General features: G+C 25.0%; 22 protein-coding genes. 12 read left to right on the forward strand and 10 right to left on the reverse strand.

The window, feature by feature from the left end:
• Positions 1-479: 479 nt before the first annotated feature.
• The 3 genes from recB to tusA all read left to right on the forward strand — a co-directional run bounded on the left by recB (position 480) and on the right by tusA (position 6,399).
• Positions 480-4,100, forward strand: a complete 3,621-nt coding sequence (gene recB, locus AUT07_RS02065) for an exodeoxyribonuclease V subunit beta (protein ID WP_066283540.1) — start codon at positions 480-482, stop codon at positions 4,098-4,100.
• Complete coding sequence (recD, locus tag AUT07_RS02070) at positions 4,075-5,961, forward strand: exodeoxyribonuclease V subunit alpha (protein ID WP_236860967.1); 1,887 nt, start codon at positions 4,075-4,077, stop codon at positions 5,959-5,961. Before recB ends, recD begins: the two co-directional genes overlap by 26 nt.
• Before the next feature lie 177 nt (positions 5,962-6,138).
• Positions 6,139-6,399 (forward strand): sulfurtransferase TusA, encoded by a 261-nt coding sequence (gene tusA, locus AUT07_RS02075; RefSeq protein ID WP_066283543.1) that lies wholly within the window; start codon positions 6,139-6,141, stop codon positions 6,397-6,399.
• A 247-nt stretch (positions 6,400-6,646) separates the two neighbouring features.
• On the opposite strand, the gene rsmD is transcribed toward tusA, so the two are convergent.
• A complete protein-coding gene (gene rsmD / locus AUT07_RS02080; RefSeq protein WP_066283545.1) occupies positions 6,647-7,222 on the reverse strand; it encodes a 16S rRNA (guanine(966)-N(2))-methyltransferase RsmD in 576 nt (191 codons plus the stop codon).
• A 307-nt stretch (positions 7,223-7,529) separates the two neighbouring features.
• On the opposite strand from rsmD, the gene ftsY reads away from it, so the two are divergent.
• From ftsY to rpoH, 4 genes are all read left to right on the forward strand, one after another.
• Complete coding sequence (gene ftsY / locus AUT07_RS02085) at positions 7,530-8,471, forward strand: signal recognition particle-docking protein FtsY (protein WP_083495557.1); 942 nt, start codon at positions 7,530-7,532, stop codon at positions 8,469-8,471.
• Positions 8,458-9,120: a cell division ATP-binding protein FtsE gene (locus AUT07_RS02090; RefSeq protein WP_066284178.1), complete on the forward strand. Its 663-nt coding sequence runs from the start codon at positions 8,458-8,460 to the stop codon at positions 9,118-9,120. The genes ftsY and AUT07_RS02090 overlap by 14 nt, the downstream gene beginning before the upstream one ends.
• 1 nt (position 9,121) lies before the next feature.
• Positions 9,122-10,075: an FtsX-like permease family protein gene (locus AUT07_RS02095; RefSeq protein WP_066283549.1), complete on the forward strand. Its 954-nt coding sequence runs from the start codon at positions 9,122-9,124 to the stop codon at positions 10,073-10,075.
• Between the two features lie 214 nt (positions 10,076-10,289).
• Positions 10,290-11,141 carry an RNA polymerase sigma factor RpoH gene (gene rpoH / locus AUT07_RS02100; RefSeq protein WP_066283555.1) on the forward strand — a complete coding sequence of 284 codons (852 nt, stop codon included), beginning with the start codon at positions 10,290-10,292 and terminating at the stop codon, positions 11,139-11,141.
• Positions 11,142-11,257: 116 nt separating this feature from the next.
• Here rpoH and accC read toward each other — a convergent pair whose 3' ends face one another.
• The 3 genes from accC to aroQ are packed head-to-tail and all read right to left on the reverse strand — an operon-like array spanning position 11,258 to position 13,613.
• Positions 11,258-12,604: an acetyl-CoA carboxylase biotin carboxylase subunit gene (accC, locus tag AUT07_RS02105; RefSeq protein ID WP_066283556.1), complete on the reverse strand. Its 1,347-nt coding sequence runs from the start codon at positions 12,602-12,604 to the stop codon at positions 11,258-11,260.
• Entirely contained in the window at positions 12,597-13,088 is a 492-nt protein-coding gene (gene accB, locus AUT07_RS02110) for an acetyl-CoA carboxylase biotin carboxyl carrier protein (RefSeq protein WP_066283558.1), read from the reverse strand. Before accB ends, accC begins: the two co-directional genes overlap by 8 nt.
• 51 nt (positions 13,089-13,139) lie before the next feature.
• Positions 13,140-13,613, reverse strand: a complete 474-nt coding sequence (aroQ, locus tag AUT07_RS02115) for a type II 3-dehydroquinate dehydratase (RefSeq protein ID WP_066283565.1) — start codon at positions 13,611-13,613, stop codon at positions 13,140-13,142.
• 597 nt (positions 13,614-14,210) lie between these two features.
• Here aroQ and AUT07_RS02120 point away from each other — a divergent pair.
• From AUT07_RS02120 to pmbA, 5 genes are all read left to right on the forward strand, one after another.
• Positions 14,211-15,254 (forward strand): rod shape-determining protein, encoded by a 1,044-nt coding sequence (locus tag AUT07_RS02120; protein ID WP_066283566.1) that lies wholly within the window; start codon positions 14,211-14,213, stop codon positions 15,252-15,254.
• Positions 15,255-15,356: 102 nt separating this feature from the next.
• Positions 15,357-16,274, forward strand: coding sequence for a rod shape-determining protein MreC (mreC, locus tag AUT07_RS02125; protein ID WP_066283569.1), 918 nt, complete (start codon positions 15,357-15,359; stop codon positions 16,272-16,274).
• Between the two features lie 105 nt (positions 16,275-16,379).
• Positions 16,380-16,868, forward strand: a complete 489-nt coding sequence (mreD, locus tag AUT07_RS02130; RefSeq protein ID WP_066283571.1) for a rod shape-determining protein MreD — start codon at positions 16,380-16,382, stop codon at positions 16,866-16,868.
• Between the two features lie 839 nt (positions 16,869-17,707).
• Positions 17,708-19,153: a metalloprotease TldD gene (tldD, locus tag AUT07_RS02135; protein WP_066283572.1), complete on the forward strand. Its 1,446-nt coding sequence runs from the start codon at positions 17,708-17,710 to the stop codon at positions 19,151-19,153.
• Between the two features lie 691 nt (positions 19,154-19,844).
• Positions 19,845-21,185: a metalloprotease PmbA gene (pmbA, locus tag AUT07_RS02140; RefSeq protein ID WP_066283574.1), complete on the forward strand. Its 1,341-nt coding sequence runs from the start codon at positions 19,845-19,847 to the stop codon at positions 21,183-21,185.
• 99 nt (positions 21,186-21,284) lie between these two features.
• Here pmbA and ptsN read toward each other — a convergent pair whose 3' ends face one another.
• From ptsN to kdsD, 6 genes are all read right to left on the reverse strand, one after another.
• Positions 21,285-21,752, reverse strand: a complete 468-nt coding sequence (gene ptsN, locus AUT07_RS02145) for a PTS IIA-like nitrogen regulatory protein PtsN (RefSeq protein ID WP_066283576.1) — start codon at positions 21,750-21,752, stop codon at positions 21,285-21,287.
• 528 nt (positions 21,753-22,280) lie between these two features.
• Positions 22,281-23,006, reverse strand: a complete 726-nt coding sequence (lptB, locus tag AUT07_RS02150; protein WP_066283578.1) for an LPS export ABC transporter ATP-binding protein — start codon at positions 23,004-23,006, stop codon at positions 22,281-22,283.
• 27 nt (positions 23,007-23,033) lie between these two features.
• On the reverse strand, positions 23,034-23,531 hold the full coding sequence (gene lptA, locus AUT07_RS02155) for a lipopolysaccharide transport periplasmic protein LptA (protein WP_066284181.1): 498 nt from the start codon (positions 23,529-23,531) through the stop codon (positions 23,034-23,036).
• A gap of 61 nt (positions 23,532-23,592) precedes the next feature.
• Positions 23,593-24,159: an LPS export ABC transporter periplasmic protein LptC gene (gene lptC, locus AUT07_RS02160; RefSeq protein WP_066283581.1), complete on the reverse strand. Its 567-nt coding sequence runs from the start codon at positions 24,157-24,159 to the stop codon at positions 23,593-23,595.
• Between the two features lie 24 nt (positions 24,160-24,183).
• Entirely contained in the window at positions 24,184-24,732 is a 549-nt protein-coding gene (gene kdsC, locus AUT07_RS02165; protein ID WP_066283583.1) for a 3-deoxy-manno-octulosonate-8-phosphatase KdsC, read from the reverse strand.
• 16 nt (positions 24,733-24,748) lie between these two features.
• Positions 24,749-25,729 carry an arabinose-5-phosphate isomerase KdsD gene (gene kdsD / locus AUT07_RS02170; RefSeq protein ID WP_157871126.1) on the reverse strand — a complete coding sequence of 327 codons (981 nt, stop codon included), beginning with the start codon at positions 25,727-25,729 and terminating at the stop codon, positions 24,749-24,751.
• Positions 25,730-25,892: the final 163 nt, after the last annotated feature.

The following is a 25,892-nucleotide window of genomic DNA, read 5'->3' on the forward strand; positions in this document are numbered from 1 at the left end:
ATAGGCATTTTGTCATTGTATTTTCTAATTATTTATTTTTTTAATATTATATTTTTAGTATAACTATTTTAGTTTATGTAAAACGTAATTATTTTATTAAGTTTATTTATAATTTATTGAATTTATAATAATAATTTGAATATTTAAATTATATAATATAGTAAAAGTATTTTACTTTATGAGTATTATATTTTAATTGTTATTGTACTTCAATATTATTGAAAAATAATACCTAAAAAATTAATGTTATTTAACATCTAAAGTATATTTAGTAAATTTTAAATATTCATAATTTGTTATAATAAATACTACATAGATGATGTTATTTAACATTTTTATGAAATTATTTAATTAGTTGTAATTATTTTACGTAGCAAATAATAATATTATTATAGTGGTATTAACTTTTACAGTTTATCAATTAAAGATTTATTCCCATTTAAATATTAAAAATTTTACCCAATTGAGGTAAATATTAAATGAAAAATAGGAACTTAGAATTTTTTCAATTGGATCCTTATGATTTTCCTTTAAATGGTGAGAGATTAATAGAAGCATCAGCTGGAACAGGAAAAACTTATACTATTGTTTTGCTATATTTGAGATTATTATTAGGTGTTGGACAACAAAATTCATTTTTTCGTCCATTAACTGTTGAAGAAATTTTAGTTGTCACATTTACAGAAGCGTCAACCAAGGAATTACGATCACGTATTTTTCATAATATTCATCAGATGAGAATAGCATGTATTAGGAATGGTATTGGTTTTGAGTCGACTTCAATATACTTAAAATTATTACCATTTATTTTAGATAAAGAATTAGCAATCCAATTATTATTAGATGCTGAAAGAAAAATAGATAAAGCAGCAATTTACACTATACATGGATTTTGTAAACGTGTTTTAATGCATAATGCTTTTGAATCAGGCATGTTATTTGAACCGTATATCATAAAAGATGAAAATATTTTACAGCAACAAGCTTGTATTGATTTTTGGCGTTGCAATTATTATCTTTTAGATTATTCATTATCAAAATTTATTAATAATGAATGGAGCAGCCCAACGGCATTGTTAAATGAAATAAAACCTTATTTACAAGGTGATATACCAATATTTATACATCATTCAATTCAGTATCAATCAATACAACAATGTTATAAGCATTTTATTAATATGATTGAAATAGTTAAAAATTTATGGATTTTAAATTCAGATATAATTTTAGATTTAATTAGTAATTCAGCTGTAAATAAACATACTTATAATAAGCGTAATTTAGATACATGGTTTATAAATATTAATAAATGGGCAAGATCAGTTACTTTAGATTATAAAAATCCAAAAGAACTATATCGGTTCTCTCAATCTTATTTAATCAAGCAGACATTAACTGATAATGTACCAGAACACGAAGTTTTTTTGGCTATTGATAATTTATTAGAGAAATCAAGTATTTTACGTAATTTTTTTATTTTTAAAGCTATTATTGATATTCGTCAAATAATTATAAAGAAAAAACAATTATATGGCGCAATTGGATTTGATGATTTGTTAAATAATTTAGATCAAGCATTACATGCAAGTAATGGAGAAAAGTTAGCTAATATTATTCGTAATCGTTATCCATTTGTTATGATTGACGAATTTCAAGATACTAATTCACGACAATATAAAATTTTTAATCGTATTTATCATGGATATAATAAATGTGGCATAGTATTTATTGGTGATCCCAAACAAGCTATTTATGGTTTTCGTGGTGCCGATATTTTTGCTTATTTAAAAGCTAAAAAGAATATTAAATTCCATTATACTCTTGATATTAATTGGCGTTCTTCAGCTAATATGATTTCTGCTGTTAATCAATTATTTAATTTAGTAAAAAATCCATTTATTTTTGAGCAAATACCTTTTCATAAAATTTGTTCATCTATTTTTAATAAAGACTTAGCTTTTATTTATAAAACAAAAAAATTATCAGCATTAAATTTTTTTTATTTAGATAAATCAACTGTTTCTATACTAGAGTATCAACAAATTATGGCTGCTAAATGTGCTAGTGAGATTTGTAATTGGCTTCAAGATAGTAAAAATGGGACAACTTGGTTATATCGAGATGCTATAAAAAAATCTGTGAAGGCTACTGATATTATGGTATTGGTAAGAACTCGTTATGAAGGAACAATGATAGAAAATGCGTTAAGTAAATGCAATATTCCATCAGTTTTTCTTTCTAAACAAGAAAGCGTATTTTCTACTAATGAAGCAAATGATTTATTACTTTTATTACAGGGCATATTATCACCTGAAAAAGATTTAACATTGCGTTGTGCATTGGCTACAAGTTTAATTGGACTTAGTGCAGAAGATCTTGAAAAATTAAATAGTGATGAAAATCAATTAGCAATATTTATTGAAGAATTTGCTAATTATTTATTACTTTGGCAGACACATGGTATTGCATCTGTATTACGAGCTATTATGGTGAACCATAAAATTGCTGAAAATTTAGTGATGGATAATATAGATGGTGAAAAACGATTAATAAATTTTATGCATTTAGGTGAATTATTACAAGAAGCTGAATTGCAGCTTAATAATGAATATGCTTTAGTAAATTGGTTATCAAGGCAAATTAAACAGCCTAATCCTAAATTAGAAAATCAGCAAATACGTTTAAAAAATGATGAAGATATTGTCAGTATTAGTACGATTCATAAATCTAAAGGTTTAGAATATCCAATAGTTTGCTTACCTTTTGCTTGTCAATTTTCAGAACAGAAATCAATATCTTTTCATGATCGTGAAAATTTTCAAATGTATGTTGATTTAACAAAACAAAGTGAAAATATTAAATCTTCTAGTGAAGAGTGTTTATCTGAAGATTTACGTTTATTATATGTTGCATTAACACGTTCAATTTATCATTGTAGTATTGGTATTGCACCATTAATAAAGAGAAATCGTAGTAAAAAAAAAGTAAATACAGATGTTCATAAAAGTGCATTAGGTTATTTATTACAACAAGGTAAAGCTGGTAATGCTGATTTATTGCGTGATGCTTTAAATTCATTAATTAATGAAAATATTAATGTTATACCATTTGATGGTATTAATTTATATCCCTGGTATCATCAAAAAAATAAATCTTATGATCTATTAGCTAAAAATTTTACAGGTTATATCCAAAAAAATTGGCGAGTCACTAGTTATTCAGGATTAATTTATAATGAAAAATATCCATTATCTGATCATTTAGCTGTCAATAATGTAATAAATATTGATAGTATAAATATTAAAATTGATATCCAATATTTGATGCCTAAAATAAATAATGAATCATTAGATGATGATTTTGTAGTTCAATCTAAAATACAAGAGAAAAGTATTCATACATTTCCTAGAGGTCCTAAAGCAGGAACTTTTTTACACTCAATATTATCATTATCATCATTTAATCAATATCCTAAAGAAGATTGGTTAGCTGAGAAATTAGAACAATCAGGTTTTTCCACTGATTGGGTAGATGTATTAAAAATATGGTTAATTAATATTTTTAATGCTCCTATATTACAAAATAACTTCAGTTTATCAAAAATTACATCTAAATATAAAGTAAATGAAATGGAATTTCATTTACCAATAGAAAAATTATTGCATCCATCTGCATTAGATCGATTAACCCATCAGTATGATTATTTATCTAAACTTTGTTCACCATTTAACTTTGAACCAGTAATAGGAATTTTAAATGGTTTTATTGATTTAGTTTTTATTTGGCAAGATAAATTTTATTTACTTGATTATAAATCAAATTGGTTAGGTAAAAAAAGTCAATCATATAGTCCTGATAATATACAGAAAGTAATGGTAAAAAGTAGATATGATTTACAATATCAACTTTATACGTTAGCTTTAAATCGTTATTTGGAAAATCGTATACCTAATTATAATTATCAAAAACATTTTGGAGGTATTATATATTTTTTTTTAAGAGGTATTGATGTTAATAATCCTAATTATGGTATTTATTATACCATTCCTTCTTACGAGTTAATACAAAAGCTGGATGATTTATTTAGTTCCATTAATTGAGGTTATAAATGTAATGATAAGTTTATTAAAAAAGGCTATTAATCTTAATTTATTTCATTCTCTAGATGTACAACTTGCTATTCGATTAGTGAAAGATGAAAATCCATTATTATTGCTGATATTTTCATTGTTAAGTGCGGCAACTAGAATTGGTCATGTTTGTTTATTTATCGATAAATTACAACCTGATTATCTATTTTTTGGTAACCATATCGAAATTTCTCTTGCACTTTGGGAAAAATCAGGATCACCAAATGTTGATAAAATTTATTATGAACTGAAAAAATGTAATGCTGTTTATGATCTACACAATGCATCAATAAAACCTTTAGTGTTGTCTGGTAATAAATTATATTTTCAACGAATGTGGTTTGATGAAGGATTAGTAGCTAATTTTTTTTCTAATAATTTAATAAAAATTATTGATGAAGAACGATTAAAGATTACTTTAACTCGTTTTTTTGAACCTTCTAATATAATAAATTGGCAAAAAATAGCCGTTGCATTAGCAGTAACAAGTCGTATTGCTATTATTTCTGGTGGTCCTGGTACAGGAAAAACAACTACAGTAGCACGTCTATTAGCCACTCTAGTTGCATTAAGTGATAAAAAATTAATCATTAAATTAGTAGCACCTACAGGAAAAGCAGCTACAAGATTAACAAAATCTTTAAATTCTACATTATTAAAATTAAATTTATCAAACACTGAAAAAGAAATTATCCCTTATAAAGCCCAAACTATTCATAGATTATTAGGTGCACAGATAGATAATGAGTCATTACGTTATAATGAAGAAAACTTATTATCATTAGATGTATTAATTATTGATGAAGCATCGATGATTAGTTTATCGATTATGGCTAAATTAATCAAGGCTTTACCTGATAATAGTCATATTATTTTATTAGGTGATAGTGATCAATTAGCTTCAGTTGAAGCCGGTGCTGTTTTTCATGATTTATGCAGTTTTTCAAAATATGGTTATAGCTATGAACGAGTTAAACAACTTTCAAAAATAACAAATTATGATTTATCTAATTTTATTTCTAATAATGGACCAGAAATTAAAGATAGGATTTGTTTATTACATACAAGTTATAGATTTGATACTAAATCTCAAATTGGGTTATTTGCCACTGCAGTTAAACAATGTAACATGAACTATATAAATAAATTACTAACAAAATCAGCTAATGGTGCAGAAGTTACTTTTAACCATCTAGGATCATCAGATCAGTATGCGCAATTATTATTTGATATTGTTAAAAATTATAGTTACTATTTTAATATGATATACATAAATTATGATCCTGAAGAGATCCTAACTGCTTTTAATAGTTATCGTTTACTAGTTGCTCTAAGAGAAGGTCCATATGGCGTTATGGGATTAAATTATCAATTAGAGTATGTTTTATATCATAATGGAATAATTAAATATAAAGATCATAGTTGGTATAAAAATTACGAAGGACGTCCAATTATGATTTTAGAAAATGATAGTAGTTTGAATTTATTTAATGGTGATATTGGCATTATATTACGGGATGGACAAAGAGATTTAAAAGCTTTTTTTCAGTTATCAAATGGAATAACAAAAAAAATATCTTTAAGTAGACTACCTAAGCATGAAACAACTTTTGCGATGACAGTTCATAAATCGCAAGGATCTGAATTTGAACATGTTGCATTGGTTTTGCCACCTATTTTTAGCTCTATTATTAGTAAAGAACTTATTTATACAGCAATTACCAGAGCGAAAAATCAATTAACTATTTATTCTGATATTAATGTTTTAATTAAAGGATTATGTACATCTACTGAACGGTTTAGTGGTCTAACCGAACGTTTATTTTATTAAAATATTTTAATGTTGTAAGTATTAATATGTAAATAGATATTTAATCATACTAATTTATGTTATAATACTTATATGATTTGTTAATTTTAATTAATGAACATAATGTATACTATGATAGTAGTATATGAGTTTTTTTAATAGTACATAAATAAATAATAGATTTAATAAAAAATTTTTATGTCTGATATTTCTCCTAAACCAGATTATATTATTAATCTATATGGATTACGTTGTCCTGAAACCATTATGATGATAAGAAAAATGGTTCGCCAAATGATTAGTGGTGAAACTTTATTAATTATATCTGATGATCCATCTACGATACGTGATATTCCTATCTTTTGTCATTTTATGGCTCATCAATTATTAGTTAAAGAAATTCAACATATTCCATATCGTTATTTGATTCTTAAAAAAAATGTGAATCAAATGAAATAAATAGTATATAAAATATTTTTAATAAAAAAAATAAAAATAAAGTATTTTATATATTTTTATTATAACTTAATTTATTTTTGTACACATAGATATAAAAATATTTGTTTAAATAGTTTATTAAGTTATTTTATTTGTATCTGATATTATTAAATTAAAATCAATTTTGTCTAATTTAAATAAAAAATATGTTTCTGACCATTTTTTATTTGAAAAATTATATTTATGTTGGCTATTTTATCATGAATCGTCAATAGCGTGTATAAAGACAGTAAGCTACTTGTCCTACTTTTTTTTGACGGTATATTAACCAATTTTTAGGTAAAATATTTAAATTGTTTTCTATTTCTGTTTCAATATATATCCAACAATTTTTAGTTAACCAACCATTTTGTTCTAATAGAATAGAAGTATTTTTTAGTAAATTTTTACGAAATGGCGGATCTAAAAAAATAATATCATAAGGCGAACCTTTATGAGATAGGTAATTTAATATATCATGATTAATTACTTGTGAATTTTTTGCTCCTAATTTTTCTAAATTAGCTTTAATTTGTAAAGCAGCATGTCTTTTTATTTCAATGAATGTAGCTGCAGCTGCATATCTAGAAAGTGCTTCAATAGCTAAAGATCCGCTACCAGCAAAACAGTCAAGACATCTAGTTTTTTGAATAAAAGGTATTAACCAATTAAATAAAGTTTCTTTTATACTATCCATAGTAGGACGTAGTTCATTACAGTTGAAAACTGATATTTTACGCCCCTTCCATTTACCTCCAATTATACGAACTTGATAAAATGACTTACATAATTTTTTTTTTGACATAGCTTATTATATACTTTAATTAATATCTTATAAAAAAATATTTATTTATTACACTTATAAAACTAAATATTTTTTGTTAAACTAAATTTTATATAAAATTTATTAATTAGTAAATGATTTAATAGCTTATAGATTTATTATTTGTATTAGTAATAGTATTTAGTAATAGTATATTGAAATATTTTTATTAAATAAGGTGCTTTTGAGTAATAAAATTATTATAATTTAGTAAATAGAGCACTAATTTTAGAAAATAGAAAAAAGAAAGAATAAAAATAAATTATTGATAGAAAAGCAAAAAAAATTAATGAAAGAAAATTTTCTTACATATTTAAGAAATAAATTATTAAAAACAAGACAAAATATAGGAGTTAATTTAATCAATTTTTTTAAAAATAAAAAAATTGATTATGATTTTTTTGATCAATTAGAAGAACAATTATTAATAGCTGATCTTGGTATAGAGACAACTAGAAAGATTATAAATAACTTAATTTCTTATACAAGTAGTAAAAAAATTAGTGACACATCTTTGCTTTATAGTATCTTGCGTGAAGAAATGAAAAAAATTTTATTTACTGTTGATAAACCGGTTATGATAAAAGATACAATATTGTATATTATCTTAATGGTAGGGGTTAATGGTTCTGGTAAAACTACAACAATTGGTAAATTAGCACGTCAATATCAAGAAAAAGGCAAATCGGTCATGTTAGTTGCTGGAGATACATTTAGAGCTGCAGCAATAGAACAATTACAATTTTGGGGGGAATATAATAATATTCCTGTTATTTCTCGTCATACTGGTGCAGATCCTGCATCAATTATTTTCGATTCTATTCAATTAGCAAAAATTAAAAAAATTAACATATTAATTATAGATACTGCTGGAAGACTACATAATAAATTATATTTAATGGAAGAATTAAAAAAAATTATTAAAGTTATAAAAAAAATTGATCAAGAAGCACCTCATGAAGTACTGCTAACTGTAGATTCTAGTACTGGTCAAAATGTAATAAATCAGGTTAAAATTTTTCATGATATGGTTAGTTTAACTGGTATAATTGTCACTAAACTTGATGGTACTGCTAAAGGCGGTGTAATTTTTAGTATTGTTGATAAATTTAAAATTCCAATTCGTTATATTGGCATTGGTAATGGTGTTTATGATTTAAGAAAATTTGTAGCTCATGATTTTATTGAGGCTATTTTTGTCAGAGATAAAAAAATTAATGATTTCTTTTGAAAATGTTAGTAAAGTTTACTATAGCAGTAAACAAGCACTCCAAAGTATTAATTTTCATATCATTTCTGGAAAAATGATTTTTCTTGTTGGTAGTTCTGGTTCTGGTAAAAGTACGTTATTAAAATTGCTTTATGGTATTGAGCGTCCTACTACTGGTAGTGTTTGGTTTAATGGTTGTGAAGTTAATCGTTTAAAAAAGACAAAATTACCTTTTTTACGTCGTCAGATAGGTATGGTTTTTCAAGATCATCGTTTGTTATTTGATAAAAATGTATATTATAATGTCTCTATTCCTTTACTTATTACTGGTTTTAGTATTGATGTTATTAGACGTCGTGTTTCCGCTGCTTTAGATAAAGTAGGTTTGATTAATAGGGCAAAAAGTTTTCCTATTCAATTATCACATAAAGAGCAAAAAAGAATAAGTATAGCTCGTGCTATTGTTAATAACCCTAGTGTATTATTAGTAGATGAACTTACTGATTGTTTTGATATTGATGACAAATTATCCAATAATATAATAGAGTTATTTGAAGAATTTAATAGAATTGGTGTAACAGTTTTGATTGCTACTCATAATCCAGATCTTATTTCTAGCTATAAATATTCCATATTAAAATTAAATAATGGAAGAATGATAGAAGGTTAATATGGCTAAAAAACCTATCTATAAAATTAAAAAATTAAAAGGTGGTTGGTTAGATAAGTATAGATACGCATGGTTAGATACATTATCGGATATATTACGTCAGCCTTTATTTACAATGCTAACTATTATTGTGATTTCTATTTCGATAACAATACCAACCATATTTTATATGGTATGGAAAAATATTTCACAAATAAACGAAAAATGGTATCAAATCACTCGAATAACTATCTTTTTAGATAAAAATTTATATCAACATAGTTTTAAAAAACATTTTATTATACTTAGCAAAATAAAAAATATGAGAAATATAGATTTTTTATTAGAAAAAAATATTTTGAGTAAATTTTTGAGTTGGTTAGAGTTTAATTCTAAATTTACTTTTTTTAAAAAAAATAAGTTATCATCTTTAGGTATTATGATTTCTGAAATTAATTTTCAAAATTCAAAATCATTGTTGTACTTAAGTAATCAATTAAATAAATTAAGTGTAATTAAAAATATTCGTATATATAACAATTGGTTTATGAATTTATCATTATTAACTGATTTAATTGGGAAAATTACAATAATAATTAGTATTTTTATGGTTATAACTATTTTTTTAGTGATAAGTAATAATATTAGATCAAATATCTTTTTTCGTAGAGATATGATTAATGTAATGAAATTAATTGGAGCTACAAATAGTTTTGTTATGCGCTCATTTTTAAATAGTGGTATTATATTAGGATTTTTAGGTTCTTTACTTGCATTAGCATTATCAATTATATTTATGTGGAAAATAAATAGTAATTTTATACAAATAACTAGTGGTTTCATTGGTATTAGAATAATAAATATTCAAGGTTTTTTATGGAATGAAATTTTAATTATTATTTTTATTTCTACAATAATTGGATGGATTACAGCTTGGTTAACTACAATTCAATATTTAAGAAGTTTTGCAGAATAAAAACTTATTCTTAAAATAAAATAATATTAATTTAGTGTATTATTTAATTTGGTTTATTGTTTTTGAAATTTTTTGGACTTTTATGTTATAATTATATATTCCATTTAGAAGATATTTAATATAAATTTATTTTATAAATATATTGTTTAAATAAAGTGATAAATTTTGCTATTTATAGTTATCTAATAGTGAATTAGATTCAAAGAGGATATCTATGATTAAAGATATGCAATCATTAGTATTACTTTCGCAAAGTAGCATTGAAGCTTATGTAAGATTAGCCAATGCTTATCCAATACTAACAGCTGATAAAGAAAAGGAATATGCAAAAAAATTACACTACTATAGTGATTTAAATGCAGCTAAACAACTTATATTATCTCATTTGCGTTTTGTTATTCATATTGCACGTAATTATTCAGGTTATGGATTACCACAAGCAGATTTAATTCAAGAAGGTAATATTGGGCTCATGAAAGCTGTTCGGCGTTTTAATCCTGAAGTTGGAGTACGTTTAGTTTCATTTGCTGTTCATTGGATTAAAGCTGAAATTCATGAATATGTGTTGCGTAATTGGCGAATAGTAAAGGTAGCTACTACGAAAGCTCAACGTAAACTTTTTTTTAATTTGCGTAAAAATAAAAAACGTATTGGATGGTTTAATCAAAATGAAATTGATATTGTTGCTAATGAGTTAGGTGTTACTAGTAAAGATGTGCGAGAGATGGAATCTAGAATGGCTGCACAAGATATGGCATTTGATATGAATGATAATGATCATGACAATGCTTCTGCACCTGTTTTATATATACAAGATAAAACTTCTGATTTTGCTGATAGTATTGAAGAAAATAATTGGGAAAATCATGCGACTGATAAATTAACTCAGGCAATTTCTACTTTAGATAAGCGTAGTCAAGATATTATCTATGCCAGATGGTTAGATGATGAAAATAAAACTACTTTGCAAGATTTAGCTGATAAATATTGTGTATCTGCTGAGAGAGTGCGTCAGTTAGAAAAAAATGCTATTAAAAAACTTAAGTTTATGATAGAATCAACATAGTGTAGTATAAATGTTAAAAATATAAAAATTGGCAATAAAGTATTTTATATATTAAAAGTATAAATATATAAAATAATAAAATTCAGCTTATTATTATATTTTTTGTTAAATATCAGTCATTTTTTATTTTTTATTTTTTTTTCTAAATAATGAATATTGGTACCTCCTTTTAAAAAATTATGATCATCCATAATGTTTTGTTGTAGTGCTATATTAGTTTTAATTCCATCAATAATTAGTTCAGATAAAGCATTTTTCATTCTAATAATAGCAATTTCACGAGTCTCACCATAAGTGATCAGTTTACCTATTAAAGAGTCATAATAAGATGGCACTGTATAACCTGTATAAATATGTGATTCCCAGCGTATACCTAAACCACCAGGAATATGTAGATGAGTAATTTTACCAGGACTTGGTAAAAATGTATTTGAATCTTCTGCGTTAATTCTACACTCAATTGAGTTACCATGAATTTTAATATTTTTTTGTTGAATTAATAAAGGTAAACCTGAAGCAATTTTCAATTGTTCTTTAATTAAATCAACCCCAGTAATCATTTCTGTCACAGGATGTTCAACTTGAATACGTGTATTCATTTCAATAAAATAAAATTTATCATTTTCATAAAGAAATTCAAAAGTACCAGCACCACGATAATTAATGTTAAGACAAGCATTTACACATTGTTCACCAATTTTTTTGCGTATTTCCATTTTTATACCAGGTGCTGGTGCTTCTTCAACTACTTTTTGATGCCGGCGTTGCATTGAACAATCGCGTTCAGGTAAATAAATCGCATTTCCTTGACCATCAGCGAGTATTTGAATTTCAATATGACGTAAATTTTTTAGAAATTTTTCCATATAAATTGTACTATTATTGCAAGAAGCTTTTGCTTCTACACGTGTCATAAAAATATTTTCTTCTAGATTTTTTTCATCATGAACAACCCTCATACCCCGACCACCACCAGTACCAGAAGCTTTAATAATTACTGGATATCCAATTTGATTAGCAATAGCTATATTATTTTTAATATTATCAGTTAAAGGCCCATTTGATCCAGGAATACAAGGTATTCCTACTTTCTTCATAGTTGCAATTGCAGATATTTTATCACCCATGAGTCTAATTGTTTCTGATTTAGGACCAATAAATATAAAACCGGAACGTTCAACTTTTTCAGCAAAGTCAGCATTTTCAGATAAAAAACCGTATCCAGGATGTATTCCTTCTGCAGCAGTAATTTCTGCTGCAGAAATTATTGCTGGTATATTAAGATAACTTTCAATTAAAGCTGCAGGACCTATACATATTGTTTCATCAGCAAGTAATACATGTTTTAAATATCGGTCAGCTGAGGAATGTACGGCTACAGTTTTTATTTTCAGTTCTTTACAAGCTCTTAAAATGCGTAAGGCAATTTCTCCACGATTAGCAATAACGATTTTTTTAAGCATATGTTGCCTCATCATTTTCTATGATAACCAGTGGTTCTTCAAATTCAACAGCAGCTCCGTTTTCTAATAAAATTGCTTTGATTATTCCTGATTTATCAGTTTCTATTTGATTCATCATTTTCATCGCTTCAATAATACATAAAGGATCTCCTAATTTCACCCTTTGACCAACTTCAATAAATGGTTTTGCTTTTGGATTTGGTGCTCTATAGAAAGTACCTACTATAGGAGATCTAATAATATAATCATCAATTTTTGTTTTTTTTTCACTTTTATTTTCAGATAAAATTTTATTTTGTTCTGTATGGTGTAATAAATTTGTCTGTGGTGTATTTTTTGTTATCATATAATGTTGTAAATTCGATGAATTTTGTATATTTTTACGATTAATTCTAATTGATTCTCCATCTTCTGATATTTCTAATTTAGAAATATCATATTTTTCTACAAGCTCAATTAATTTTTTAATTTTACGAATATCCATAAGTGAATTCCATATTTTTATTATTTATAAGTTTTTTATAGTTTTTGATTATTAATTAGTTAATAGGTTTTTAGTTTCAATATTTAATAAAAATTTAGCAGCAGATTCTAATGCAAAAAGATAACCATCAACTAGAAAACCACAAATGACGCCATTTGCAATATCAGATAGATAAGATTTTTTTCTGAATGATTCCCTTATATAAATATTAGTAAGGTGAATTTCATAAAAAGGAATCCCGACACTTAATATTGCATCTCGTAATGCTATACTAGTATGCGTTAATGCTGCTGGATTTATCAACATGAAATCAATTAAACCTTCAGCTTGATGTATTTTATTAATCAATTCATGTTCTGCATTAGATTGAAAATGGCTTAATTTAAATCCTAGTTGTTTTGCTTTTTCATTTGTTATATTGATAATATCCTTAAGTGTAATTGAACCATATAATTCTGTTTCTCTAACCCCCAGTCTATTTAAATTAGGCCCATTTAGAAGTAAGATATGAAAATTTTTTACCATTATAGTATCTCCTTTATTGATAATTTTCTATAATATGAATTTATATATTTTAATTTAATTAGTTTATTAATTATTGATAATAAAATTTTTAACTAATTTTTTTATTATAAAATTAATCATTTAAATTTCTATTAATACTCCTAATTAATTATCTATTTTGATTTTTATATTTTTACATTACATTACGTAATATAAAAATATACTATTAATATTAATATTAATATTAATAGTATATAAAAAATTATTTATCTATTTTAAATTATATTTAATATATAATTTGCTAAAATAATAGTATGGTATATTATTTTTATATGGTTTTTATAATAATCTATTTTAGATAGTTTTTATTTTAATTTAATTAATTTATTCGTGAAGTTAATAATATTAATTTGAATAAATATTAATATATTTGTTTATTAATATTTGACAATTGATGATATCAAATATATTTTTTATTTTTTAAATAAAAATATATATAATTAATAAAGTTAATTACTTAGTATTAAGTAAATTTATTAAAAATTTGTTGTCAATTCATTTAATTATTAAAATAAACTATATGTATTAGTTTTATCTTTACAGGATAATTCTTTCGTTATGTTTAAAAAAATTCGTGGTATGTTTTCCAACGACTTGTCTATTGATTTAGGTACAGCTAATACTTTAATCTATGTAAAAGGGCAAGGTATTGTATTAGATGAACCATCAGTTGTTGCTATTCGTCAAGATCGTGCAGGATCACCTAAAAGTGTTGCAGCTGTAGGTCATGAAGCAAAACAAATGTTAGGTAGAACACCAGGTAATATTGCAGCTATTCGTCCAATGAAAGATGGTGTAATTGCTGATTTTTATGTTACTGAAAAAATGTTGCAATATTTTATTAAACAAGTGCATAGCAATAGTTTTATGCGTCCTAGTCCTAGAGTACTAGTTTGTGTACCTGTTGGAGCAACTCAGGTAGAACGTCGTGCAATTCGTGAATCAGCATTAAGTGCTGGAGCTCGTGAAGTTTTTTTAATTGAAGAACCTATGTCTGCTGCAATTGGGGCAGGATTACCAGTTTCTGAAGCAACTGGTTCTATGGTTGTTGATATTGGTGGTGGAACAACTGAAGTAGCTGTTATTTCATTAAATGGTGTAGTTTATTCATCATCTGTACGTATTGGTGGTGATCGATTTGATGAAGCAATTATTAATTATGTGCGTCGTAATTATGGGTCATTAATTGGTGAGGCAACTGCTGAAAGAATTAAACATGAAATAGGATCAGCTCATCCTATTGATCAAATTTATGAAATTGAAGTACGAGGACGTAATTTAGCAGAAGGTGTACCTCGTGGTTTTACTCTTAATTCTAAAGAAATACTTGATGCTTTACAAGAAGCTTTAACTGGTATAGTTAGTGCAGTTATGTTGGCATTAGAGCAATGCCCTCCAGAATTAGCTTCTGATATTTCAGAACGTGGTATGGTGTTAACAGGTGGTGGTGCATTATTGCGTAATTTAGATTATCTTTTAATGGAAGCAACAGGTATTCCTGTCATTGTTGCAGAAGATCCTTTAACATGTGTTGCACGTGGAGGTGGTAAGGCATTGGAAATGATTGATATGCATGGTGGTGATTTATTTAGTGATGATTAAACTTTAATTTATAAAGTTTAATTATTTATATAAATAATTAATTTTTAAATTATTTTAAAAAATTAATATTTTAAAACTTATTTATTTTTATTAAAATAATCTATGAAGCAAATATTTAGTAGAGGGCCATCTTTAGAATTACGTGTTATTATTGCAGTTATTATTGCTATTTTATTAGCTGTTTTTGATCATGAATTTGATACTTTTAAAAAAATACGAGGTTATATAGAAACATCTCTAAGTCCTTTTTATTTTTTTATAAATATACCTAAAAAAATACTTGATAATATTTCAGATGTATTGGTAAATAGAGATCGATTATTATTTGAGAATAAAGTTTTAAAAAAAGAAATTTTACTTAAGAGAGCGGATAATTTATTACTTGAACAACTTAAACAAGAAAATTCTAGATTACGTGAGCTTTTAAGTTCACCAGTACGTCAGTATGAACATATTACTGTTACTCAAGTTCTTTCAGGTTTTAATACACCATATAGAAAACAAATTATTATTGATAAAGGGTTACTTGATGGTGTATATCAAGGTCAACCTGTTATTAATGATAAAGGTATTATTGGTCAAGTAATTACAGTTAGTATATTTAATAGTAGAGTTTTATTAATTTGTGATAAAACACATGCATTGCCTATACAAGTATTACGTAATGATATTCGAGTTATTGCAATGGGTACAGGATGTATTGATCATCTTCAACTTGAACCTTTACCAGATAATGTTGATATTCGTATCGGTGATATAATTGTGACTTCTGGGTTGGGTGGCCGGTTTCCTGAAGGGTATCCTGTTGGGATTGTTTCCTTTATAAAACGCGATATTCAACGCGCTCATACGATTGTTCATGCACGGCCTACTGCTAATTTACAGAGATTACGTTATTTATTATTATTATGGAATGATGATAAAAATAATTCTCATACTTTAGAACCTTCAAAAGTATACCGTACAGCAAATGAACGTTTAATGAAAATTAAACCAAATATTATTAATGGTAAAAATTAGTTATAAGTTTTTATTTATTTAAAAAATAAATAAATAATATTATATAATATAATTTATTAGTTAAATAATACTAAATATCTTAGTATTTAATAAATAAAAAATGATATGGACCAATTTTATTATAATGGTAAATGGATCATTTGGCTTTCTTTTTTTATTATGATAATTTTAGAACAAATGCCCTGGCCTGAACAATTTATTTATTATCGTCCCACCTGGTTATTACTAATTTTAATTTATTGGGTTATAGCTTTACCACATAGAATTAGTGTGGGTACCGGATTTTTTTTAGGAATCTTAATGGATTTGATCCAAGGTTCGACACTATCTGGTCATATATTAGCATATAGCATAATTTGTTACGTAATTTCATATAAATATCAGATTCTTCGTAATATGGAACTTTGGCAACAATCATTTTTAATTTCAGGATTATCATTATTAATGAATTTAATAATATATTGTACTGAATTTTTATATTCAATTATTTTATTTTATCCAGAAATATTTTGGAATTGTTTGATTAATGGGATTTTATGGCCTTGGATTTTTTTATTATTACGTAAAATACGTAGGCATTTTTTAATTTACTAAATTAGATAACTTTAAATATATTATTTTTAATAATATTAGTTTAATGAGCTAATTATAATTTATTTAAAAATCATGCTGTGTTTTTTATTATGCATACTTATAGTAATTATATACTCTAAATAGTTAACATATTAAGAATATTAAATATAGATCTAATGATAAATTTTTAAGATAAAATCAAATTTTATATATTTTAACTATAAAATAATTCATTTTAATTTCATTAAAGTTTAATTATTAAATAACATAGAATAATTTAGTATTTTTTAGAGTATTTAAATTATCTTTAATTAATTATTATATTATTAACTAATAAAAATTATTTATATTTATTTCTAAAATAGAATATTATAAAAATTCTTTTTAAAGATTAAGTTTTAATTTTATAAATAAGCAGTTTTGTGCTATTATAAAATATACAAATACTTAGCATAAGTATTATTTAATAATATAAAAAATTTCTAGAATATTAAATTTAAATTTACATATAATTTTTTATTTAAAGAATTCATTTATTGAATATAATGGATAATAAATATAATTTGATATATAATGTGCTAAATTGTAATTAATTAATAATGTATTTATTATTAAATTATCAAAAAAAATTTTATCATTTATACTTCATAAATAAATTTAATAAATATATTGTATTTATATAAAATATGGTTAATTATAACTAATAATTAGTTATTTTATTTTTTAATAATAATCATTTATATTTATATTTATATATATATTTATTTAGTTAATTTTAATTTATTGAGATAATATAAAAATACTTTTAAGTATAAATTATTAGTACTAATTAAACATCAAAGTAATACAAAGACATAAATATGAATATAACTTATGTAAGTGATTATTTATTAACACCAAATAATATTAAAAATCAAGATCTGTATGATATTTTACAATTATTAACTGAACGAGATTTAGATTATGCTGACCTTTATTTTCAATCATGCCACCATGAAACATGGGAATTAGAAAATAGAATTATTAAAAAAGGATCATATAATGTAGACCGTGGTGTAGGTATACGTGCTGTTTATAATGATAAAACTGGATTTGCTTACGCTAATGAGATAACTTTAGCAGCATTACATAAAAGCGCTAATGCGGCAAAAAATATTATAAATCAAAATGGGAAAAAACAAATATCTTCTATAAAAACGATTGATTTTAATAATTTCTACTCTAATATTGATCCTATGCAAACTATGAGTCATGAAGAAAAAATTGCATTATTATATCGTATTGATCGAATTGCAAGAGAGGAAAATCCTTTTGTACAAGAAGTAGATGTAATACTGTCTAGTGTTTATGAATATGTTCTTGTTGTTGCCACAGATGGGACAATGGCCGCTGATATTCGTCCATTAGTACATTTATCAGTTAATGTTTTAGTTGATTATAATGGTAAGCGTGAACGTGCTAGTAGTGGTGGTGGGGGGCGTTATGGTTATCAATATTTTCTTGAAATAGATAATAATGAAATCAGAGCTGAACATTATGCTCGAGAGGCAGTAAGGATAGCATTAATTAATATTTCTTCTATCCCTGCTCCAGCAGGAGCAATGACCGTGGTACTTGGGTCTGGCTGGCCAGGTATTTTACTACACGAAGCTGTCGGTCATGGGTTAGAAGGTGATTTTAATAGACGTAAAACATCTGTATTTAGCAATAAAATAGGGCAAAAAGTTGCCTCATCACTTTGTACTGTGGTTGATGATGCTACTTTAATAGGACATAGAGGTTCTTTATCTATTGATGATGAAGGTGTCCCTGGTCAATATAATATTTTGATTGAAAATGGTATTTTAAAAGGTTATATGCAAGATAAAATGAATGCACGTTTAATGGGTGTTTTGCCAACAGGTAATGGACGAAGAGAGTCTTATGCTTCTTTACCTATGCCACGTATGACAAATACATATATGTTAGGAGGTAAATATTCTCCTGAAGAGATAATTTATAGTGTTGATTTTGGTATTTATGCATCTAATTTTTCTAGTGGACAAGTTGATATTACTTCTGGAAAATTTGTATTTTCTACTGCTGAGGCATATTTAATTGAAAAAGGCAAGGTAACGAAACCTATAAAAAGAGCGACATTAATTGGAGAAGGTAAAGAAATTATGCAGCAAATTTCTATGATTGGTAATGATCTAAAATTTGATAACGGGGTAGGTGTGTGTGGTAAAGAGGGGCAAAATATTCCAGTTGGTGTTGGCCAACCAACATTAAAAATTGATAATATCACAGTTGGGGGGACAGCATAAAATGCTATATAAAACCTATTTAAACAAGTAATTCTTTTAAAATTTAAAAATAAACATTAAAAGTTTAAATATAAGCTTATGTAAGCTAGATTAACGGTCTTTAAATTAAAATATTAATAACTATTTAAAGTTATATTAAATTTAATATACTATATAAATTTTTAAGAACAATATTATATAATATAAAAATAAAATTATTATTTAATTTACTTCATTGTATATTATTACGTATATTAAAGTTTAATAAAGTACCAAAAATAGTTTATTTTTACATTTAGCAATCTATTATAATACTAATTGAGTAATTTACTTAATAATTATTTTTAATATTGATTTTTTATTATTTAGAAGCAAAATAAAATGTGCAATTATTTAAGTTATGAAAAACTATAACTTAAATTATAATTAATTAGTTTTCATATTTATATTTAAAAATTTTTGTTCAACTAATAAATTTAGCATATTTATTAATTTTAGATAGCAATCTTTAAATATCTTTAAGTCTTTAATTATCAAGTTTTACTTATTTTTAAAGGTTCTTTTTTAAGAAAAGAATAATTATTTTGATATTCTATATAAGTGTAATAATTTTATAATATTAATTTTTCATCATAATTAATTCTTCTAATAGAAACTAAATAACTTATAAAAGTTATTTTTATTGAGATTATTTTATTATTGGATATTTTAAATGAAATTAAAGGAACAAGTTTTATTACAGCGTAAACAATTAGAAGAAATAGTTGCATCTGTATTATCATATGCTAAAAATTATTCTGACGAAATTGAAGTTACAATAAATCAATCGACTGGTGTTGGGGTAAGTACTCGTTTTGGTGAAACTGAAAGTATTGAATTTAATAATGATGTTATTCTACATATTACAGTTTATCATAAAAGATGTAAGGGTAGTATTTCATCTACCAATTTACATCCAAAAATGATTAAGCGTATGGTAAAAACTGCTATTGAAATTGCAAAATATACTTCAGAAGATTCATGTTCAGGTTTAGCTGATATTAAACTTTTATCATATCAATCACCTGATTTAAAACTTTTTTATCCATTTGATATTAATATTGATAAATCAATTAAATTGGCAAGTCAAGCTGAAATATATGCTTTAAATGCTGATAAAAGAATTAAAAATTCTGAAGGATCAAAATTTAATAGTCATTATGGTATTAAAGTATTTGGTAATAGTTATGGTATGTTACAAAGTTATTGTTTTAGTACTCATACAATGTCAATTTGTGTAATTGCTCAGGATAATAATAGTATGGAGCGTGATTATTCTTATACTATTGCTCGTAAATTAAAAGATTTAGCATCCCCAAAATGTATTGGTAGAGAAGCAGCTAAGCGAGCCATATCTCGTTTATCCCCTTGTAAATTACCTACTATGAAAACTCCAGTAATTTTTACTGCTGAAGTTGCAACTAGTTTATTTAGTCATCTTATTAGTGCTATTAGTGGTATAAATATTTATCGAAAATCTTCTTTTCTTTCAAATAGTATGGGTAAAAAAATTTTTCCAAATTGGTTAACTATTAAAGAGGATCCACATGTAATTGGCGGATTAGCTTCATCTCCATTTGATAATGAAGGTGTGAAAACAAATAAATGTAATATTATTAAAGAAGGAATATTACAAACGTGGTTATTAAATACTTATTCATCTCGTAAACTAGGATTACAAACAAATGGCCATGCTGGCGGTATTTATAATTGGTATATTAATAATCAAGGAGTTAATTTTGATGATTTGTTAAAAGAAATGGATACTGGATTAGTGATTACTGAATTATTGGGTTATGGAGTTAATTTAGTAACTGGAGATTATTCTAGAGGAGCTGTTGGATTTTGGATAGAACATGGAAGGATAAAATATCCTGTCAGTGAAATTACTATTGCAAGTAATTTAAAAGAGATGTGGTCTAATATAATAACAATAGGTAACGATATAGAAACTCGTGGTAATATTCAATGTGGTTCAGTTTTTTTATCAGCAATACAAGTTGCTGGGCAATAAACCAATAATTGTTATAGTAACACTACTATATTAAATCTGGATAAATTATTAATTTAAATCGTAATTTTGTAATAAATAATTTATTAAATTTTTAAATAGTTATTCGGTAATAACTTCATAAAGCTCTTTATTACTTTTTGCAGATCGTAATCGACGACATAAATCTTGATTAGCTAACCTCTTAGCAATAATAGGTAGAGTATGTAAATGTATTGTACATTTTTGTGAAGGAACTAATATTGCAAATAGTAAATCTACAAAATTATTATCAAGGGTATCAAACGGTATAGGTTTTTCTAAATGAAGAAAAACCCCAACTACATCAGATGAATTGCTATTATTCAATTTTCCATGAGGAATTGCAATTCCTCCACCAATACCAGTTGTACCAACTTTTTCACGTGTTTTTAACGAATTAAAAACAATATTTTTAGATATGTTTAATTCAATGGCAGCCACATTGCTAATAATTTCTAATGCCCGTTTTTTACTTGTGCAATGTATATTATTTAATGTACATGATGGTGTTAAAATTGAACTAAATAAAAATTTTTTTTCACTTTTCATTTTATTTATTTACCTAAGTGAATTTTAGACTAAATAATAATGAAGATATATTATAAATAATTTACAATTATTCTCATAGAATTCTTTGTTATTTAATCATAATTAATATTATTTCTCTTTATTAAAAGGAGAAATGAAAATTTAATATATTTCTTTTATTTTTGTTTCATTAATCTATTTATATTTTTATATTTACAACATATAAAATTACAAATTATTTATTTGAGTTTTATTAAAAATATTTTTATAAATATTATGATGTTAAGTATAAGTATATGAGATATTTTTAATATTTTTCCAGCAAATTAAAACTTTAATTATGATTTTTATGATATATGCTAAGTATAATATGACAATGATAGTTATATTGTTTTGGTAATCTTTATTTAACAGAAGTAGTACTTTTTGTACAAATATTTTAAATAAAATATATTTTAATAAGTATATATATAATAAATAAAATTATTAATATAGTTAATTGTGTATATAATAATTTTTACATATATTTTAACTTTAATAATTTTACAATTAAAGGCGAAATCCTTCTCCTAAATATACACGTTTTACTTGCTCATTATTTAAAATTGTTTTAGGTGTCCCATTAGCAATAATATGACCTTGACTTACGATATAAGCCCGCTCACATACATCTAATGTTTCTCTAACATTATGATCTGTTATTAATATCCCTAATCCATAATTTCTTAGATGCTGTATAATTTTTTTTATATCTAATACTGAAATAGGATCAACGCCAGCAAAAGGTTCATCTAAAAGAATAAATTTAGGATTAGCTGCTAATGCTCTAGCTATTTCTACTCTACGACGTTCTCCTCCGGAAAGTGATTGACCTAGATTATTTTTTAAATGAGCAATATGAAATTCTTCCATTAATTCTTTAGAGCGTTGTTTTTTTTCTGAATATGTTAAATCTTTGCGGATTTCTAATACCGCCATTATATTATCATATACGTTAAGTCTACGAAATATTGAAGCTTCTTGTGGTAAATAACCTATTCCTTTACGTGATCGTTCATGTAATGGAAGCAAACTAACATCTTCATTATCAATAGTGATTTTTCCATTATCTCTTGAAATAATACCTAGTACCATATAAAAAGTAGTTGTTTTACCTGCACCATTTGGACCTAATAATCCAACTATTTCACCTGATTTTACTTCCAGGCTAACATCTTCAACAACTTTATATTGTTTATATTGTTTTGCTAAATTTTTTGCAACTAATCTAGACATTCTATTATTTAATATTATTATTTATATTTATTTTTGAATTAATATTTTTTCTTGTAATTGATAAGGCAAAAGTATAGTAGTTACTCGGTTCCCTTTATCACTTAACGCTTCAATTTTATTTGTTTTTATTAAATAAGTAATTTTATCAGCTGTGATATTATTATCTAATTGTTTAAGATATGCATTACCTTTAAGGATAATAATTTCATTTTCCATTTCATAACGTATTTTATTGCTATGACCTTTAATGAGTTTATCATCATTTTGTAATTGATAAAAGAATATTGGGGTACCATAGGCTTCAATAACTATTTTTTTTGTATTTTTTTTCTGACGAGTAACGACTACTTTATCTGCTCTAATATTTAGAGAACCTTGTTTTATAAAAACATTTTTTGTAAATATGATTACATTTTTTTCTAAATCTAATGATTGTTTCACTGAATTAATTTGAATAGGTTGTTTGGTATCATATTTTAAAGCTAATGTTGGTGAACTTAATACAAGTATTAAACTAATAACCATTAATTTAATATATTTTTTTATTAATAATATAATTTTATTATTAGCATTTCTTTTTGATTTTTTAATTATTTGGTATTTCGTAATAAGTTTTAACATCTTCAATTAATTCTGCAGTATTAGTATTTATATTGCCTAACATTTTCATACCAATTGATTTTAAACCTCTACCAATTATTGTTACTTGATTATTAGATGAAATATCTCGTGTAAGTAGATTAATTATACCCTCTTCCATTAATATTTTTTTTAATTCTGAATTAATATTCAAATTATTTATTTGAATATCACCATACAAATATAACATATTATCATTAATTAATTTTGCTTTATTAGCACGTATAGTCCAAGTAGGAATTTTTTTTATATTATAAATTGTCAATATTGGGTTAATAAAAAAACTAATTTTATCACTTGAAAAGTAATAAAATTTATCTATTATCAGTTTATAATCTAATTTACCTTTTGGATTAAATAAATGCATTACTGCATTACCAGTTTGGTAATTTGGTTGATTCTTGTTTATGATAATAGATGTGCTTGATTGATTAAAACTTGATAAATTCCAACCAATAAGAGATAAAATTATTATTGTTAATATAATATTAAGACATAATTTAAATCTATTCATTCATTATGTATTTATTTTGTATTTTTATTTATTTTTTATTTTGTTATGAGCAAATAAAATTAGATCACAAACTTCACGTACAGCACCTTTACCTCCTGGTTGAGAGGTAATATAATTTGCTCTTTCTAATAAAAAAGGATGGGCATCTGCCACAGCAACTGATAACCCTATTTTTTCCATTACAGGCCAATCAATCAAATCATCACCAATATAAGCAATTTGTTGAGATTCTAGTTTTAATTTAGTTTTAAGGTCATTATATGCTAATATTTTTTTATTATAACCCTGATATATATAATGTATATCAAGTGTTTTAGCTCTAATTTCTAATAATTTTGACTTACTGCCTGTAATAATAGCTACTTCAATAAAGTTATTTAATAAACTACGAATGCCATAACCATCCTTTGCATTAAATACTTTAAATTCTTCACCATCATTTCCCATATAAACTAAACCATCTGTCATGACACCATCAACATCACAAATCAATAACTTTATTAATTGAGCTTTTTCGATAATATAACTTTTTACTGGGATATAAAAATTTTTTATTTTATTATTCTCATTCATGTATTATTTCCAATGATTATATAATACCAGCATGCAATAGATCATGTAAGTGAATAACTCCAATAAGTATATCTTTTTTTGCTACTAGTAATGAAGAAATATGATATTGTTGGATTAAATTTAAAGCATCAATTGCTAGCATATTAGGATTTACTCTAATACCACCATGGGTCATCAAATCGGCAATTTTAGCACTATTTAAGTCAATTTTCATTGAAAAAACTCTTCTTAAATCACCATCAGTGAAAATACCTTCAATCTGCATTTTTGTATCGCAAATGACAACCATACCTAATTTTTTTCTAGTGATTTCTATTAATGCTTGTTGTAATGTTGCTTGTTTCCTTACGTTAGGAATATTATTTCCCGTATGCATTAAATCACTGACTTTTAATAATAGTTTACGTCCTAAAATTCCACCTGGATGAGAAAGTGCAAAGTCTTTAACTGTAAATCCTCTAGCTTCTAGTAAAGATACAGCAATTGCATCACCCATAACTAACATAACTGTTGTGCTAGTTGTTGGCACTATTCCTAATGGGCAAGCTTCTTTTGGTACTTGGATACAAAGATGAATGTCAGCCACTTTACCCATACTACTGAGATGATTTTTAGTCATGCAAATTAATCCAGTATGTTGTTTTTTTAATATAGGTATCAGTGTCAATATTTCATTTGATTCTCCAGAGTTAGATATTGCTAAAACAATATCTTTATTACTAATCATTCCTAAATCACCATGACTAGCTTCTCCTGGATGAACAAAAAAGGCTGGTGTTCCTGTACTAGCTAATGTTGACGCGATTTTACGTCCAATATGCCCTGATTTACCCATACCCATAATTACGACTTTTCCAGTACATTTAAAAATAAGTGTACATGCTTTATTAAAATCATTATTTATGTATTGCTCTAGATTAGCAAGTCCATTACGCTCAATTTCTAATACTTTTTTCGCGGTTTTTTGAAAATTAATATCAGACATTTTATATTCCATATTTCAAAAATGTAATTTAAGTAGATGGATTAATAAATTATTAATGTTTAATGATATAATATTTCCATATTTAATTATCAATATCTTGCTTATAATATAATGTTTAAAAATAAATATATTGACTTTTATTAAGATTAAATGGGACAATAATTATTGTTAATTT

Origin of the sequence: Candidatus Arsenophonus lipoptenae (genome assembly GCF_001534665.1) — a bacterium.
GTDB classification, from domain to species: domain Bacteria; phylum Pseudomonadota; class Gammaproteobacteria; order Enterobacterales; family Enterobacteriaceae; genus Arsenophonus; species Arsenophonus lipoptenae.

Coding starts and splice junctions, on each gene's coding strand:
- recB (WP_066283540.1), top strand. CDS start 480: ATGAAAAATAGGAACTTAGAATTTTTTCAATTGGATCCTTATGATTTT.
- recD (WP_236860967.1), top strand. CDS start 4,075: ATGATTTATTTAGTTCCATTAATTGAGGTTATAAATGTAATGATAAGT.
- tusA (WP_066283543.1), top strand. CDS start 6,139: ATGTCTGATATTTCTCCTAAACCAGATTATATTATTAATCTATATGGA.
- rsmD (WP_066283545.1), bottom strand. CDS start 7,222: ATGTCAAAAAAAAAATTATGTAAGTCATTTTATCAAGTTCGTATAATT.
- ftsY (WP_083495557.1), top strand. CDS start 7,530: ATGAAAGAAAATTTTCTTACATATTTAAGAAATAAATTATTAAAAACA.
- AUT07_RS02090 (WP_066284178.1), top strand. CDS start 8,458: ATGATTTCTTTTGAAAATGTTAGTAAAGTTTACTATAGCAGTAAACAA.
- AUT07_RS02095 (WP_066283549.1), top strand. CDS start 9,122: ATGGCTAAAAAACCTATCTATAAAATTAAAAAATTAAAAGGTGGTTGG.
- rpoH (WP_066283555.1), top strand. CDS start 10,290: ATGATTAAAGATATGCAATCATTAGTATTACTTTCGCAAAGTAGCATT.
- accC (WP_066283556.1), bottom strand. CDS start 12,604: ATGCTTAAAAAAATCGTTATTGCTAATCGTGGAGAAATTGCCTTACGC.
- accB (WP_066283558.1), bottom strand. CDS start 13,088: ATGGATATTCGTAAAATTAAAAAATTAATTGAGCTTGTAGAAAAATAT.
- aroQ (WP_066283565.1), bottom strand. CDS start 13,613: ATGGTAAAAAATTTTCATATCTTACTTCTAAATGGGCCTAATTTAAAT.
- AUT07_RS02120 (WP_066283566.1), top strand. CDS start 14,211: ATGTTTAAAAAAATTCGTGGTATGTTTTCCAACGACTTGTCTATTGAT.
- mreC (WP_066283569.1), top strand. CDS start 15,357: ATGAAGCAAATATTTAGTAGAGGGCCATCTTTAGAATTACGTGTTATT.
- mreD (WP_066283571.1), top strand. CDS start 16,380: ATGGACCAATTTTATTATAATGGTAAATGGATCATTTGGCTTTCTTTT.
- tldD (WP_066283572.1), top strand. CDS start 17,708: ATGAATATAACTTATGTAAGTGATTATTTATTAACACCAAATAATATT.
- pmbA (WP_066283574.1), top strand. CDS start 19,845: ATGAAATTAAAGGAACAAGTTTTATTACAGCGTAAACAATTAGAAGAA.
- ptsN (WP_066283576.1), bottom strand. CDS start 21,752: ATGAAAAGTGAAAAAAAATTTTTATTTAGTTCAATTTTAACACCATCA.
- lptB (WP_066283578.1), bottom strand. CDS start 23,006: ATGTCTAGATTAGTTGCAAAAAATTTAGCAAAACAATATAAACAATAT.
- lptA (WP_066284181.1), bottom strand. CDS start 23,531: ATGGTTATTAGTTTAATACTTGTATTAAGTTCACCAACATTAGCTTTA.
- lptC (WP_066283581.1), bottom strand. CDS start 24,159: ATGAATAGATTTAAATTATGTCTTAATATTATATTAACAATAATAATT.
- kdsC (WP_066283583.1), bottom strand. CDS start 24,732: ATGAATGAGAATAATAAAATAAAAAATTTTTATATCCCAGTAAAAAGT.
- kdsD (WP_157871126.1), bottom strand. CDS start 25,729: ATGGAATATAAAATGTCTGATATTAATTTTCAAAAAACCGCGAAAAAA.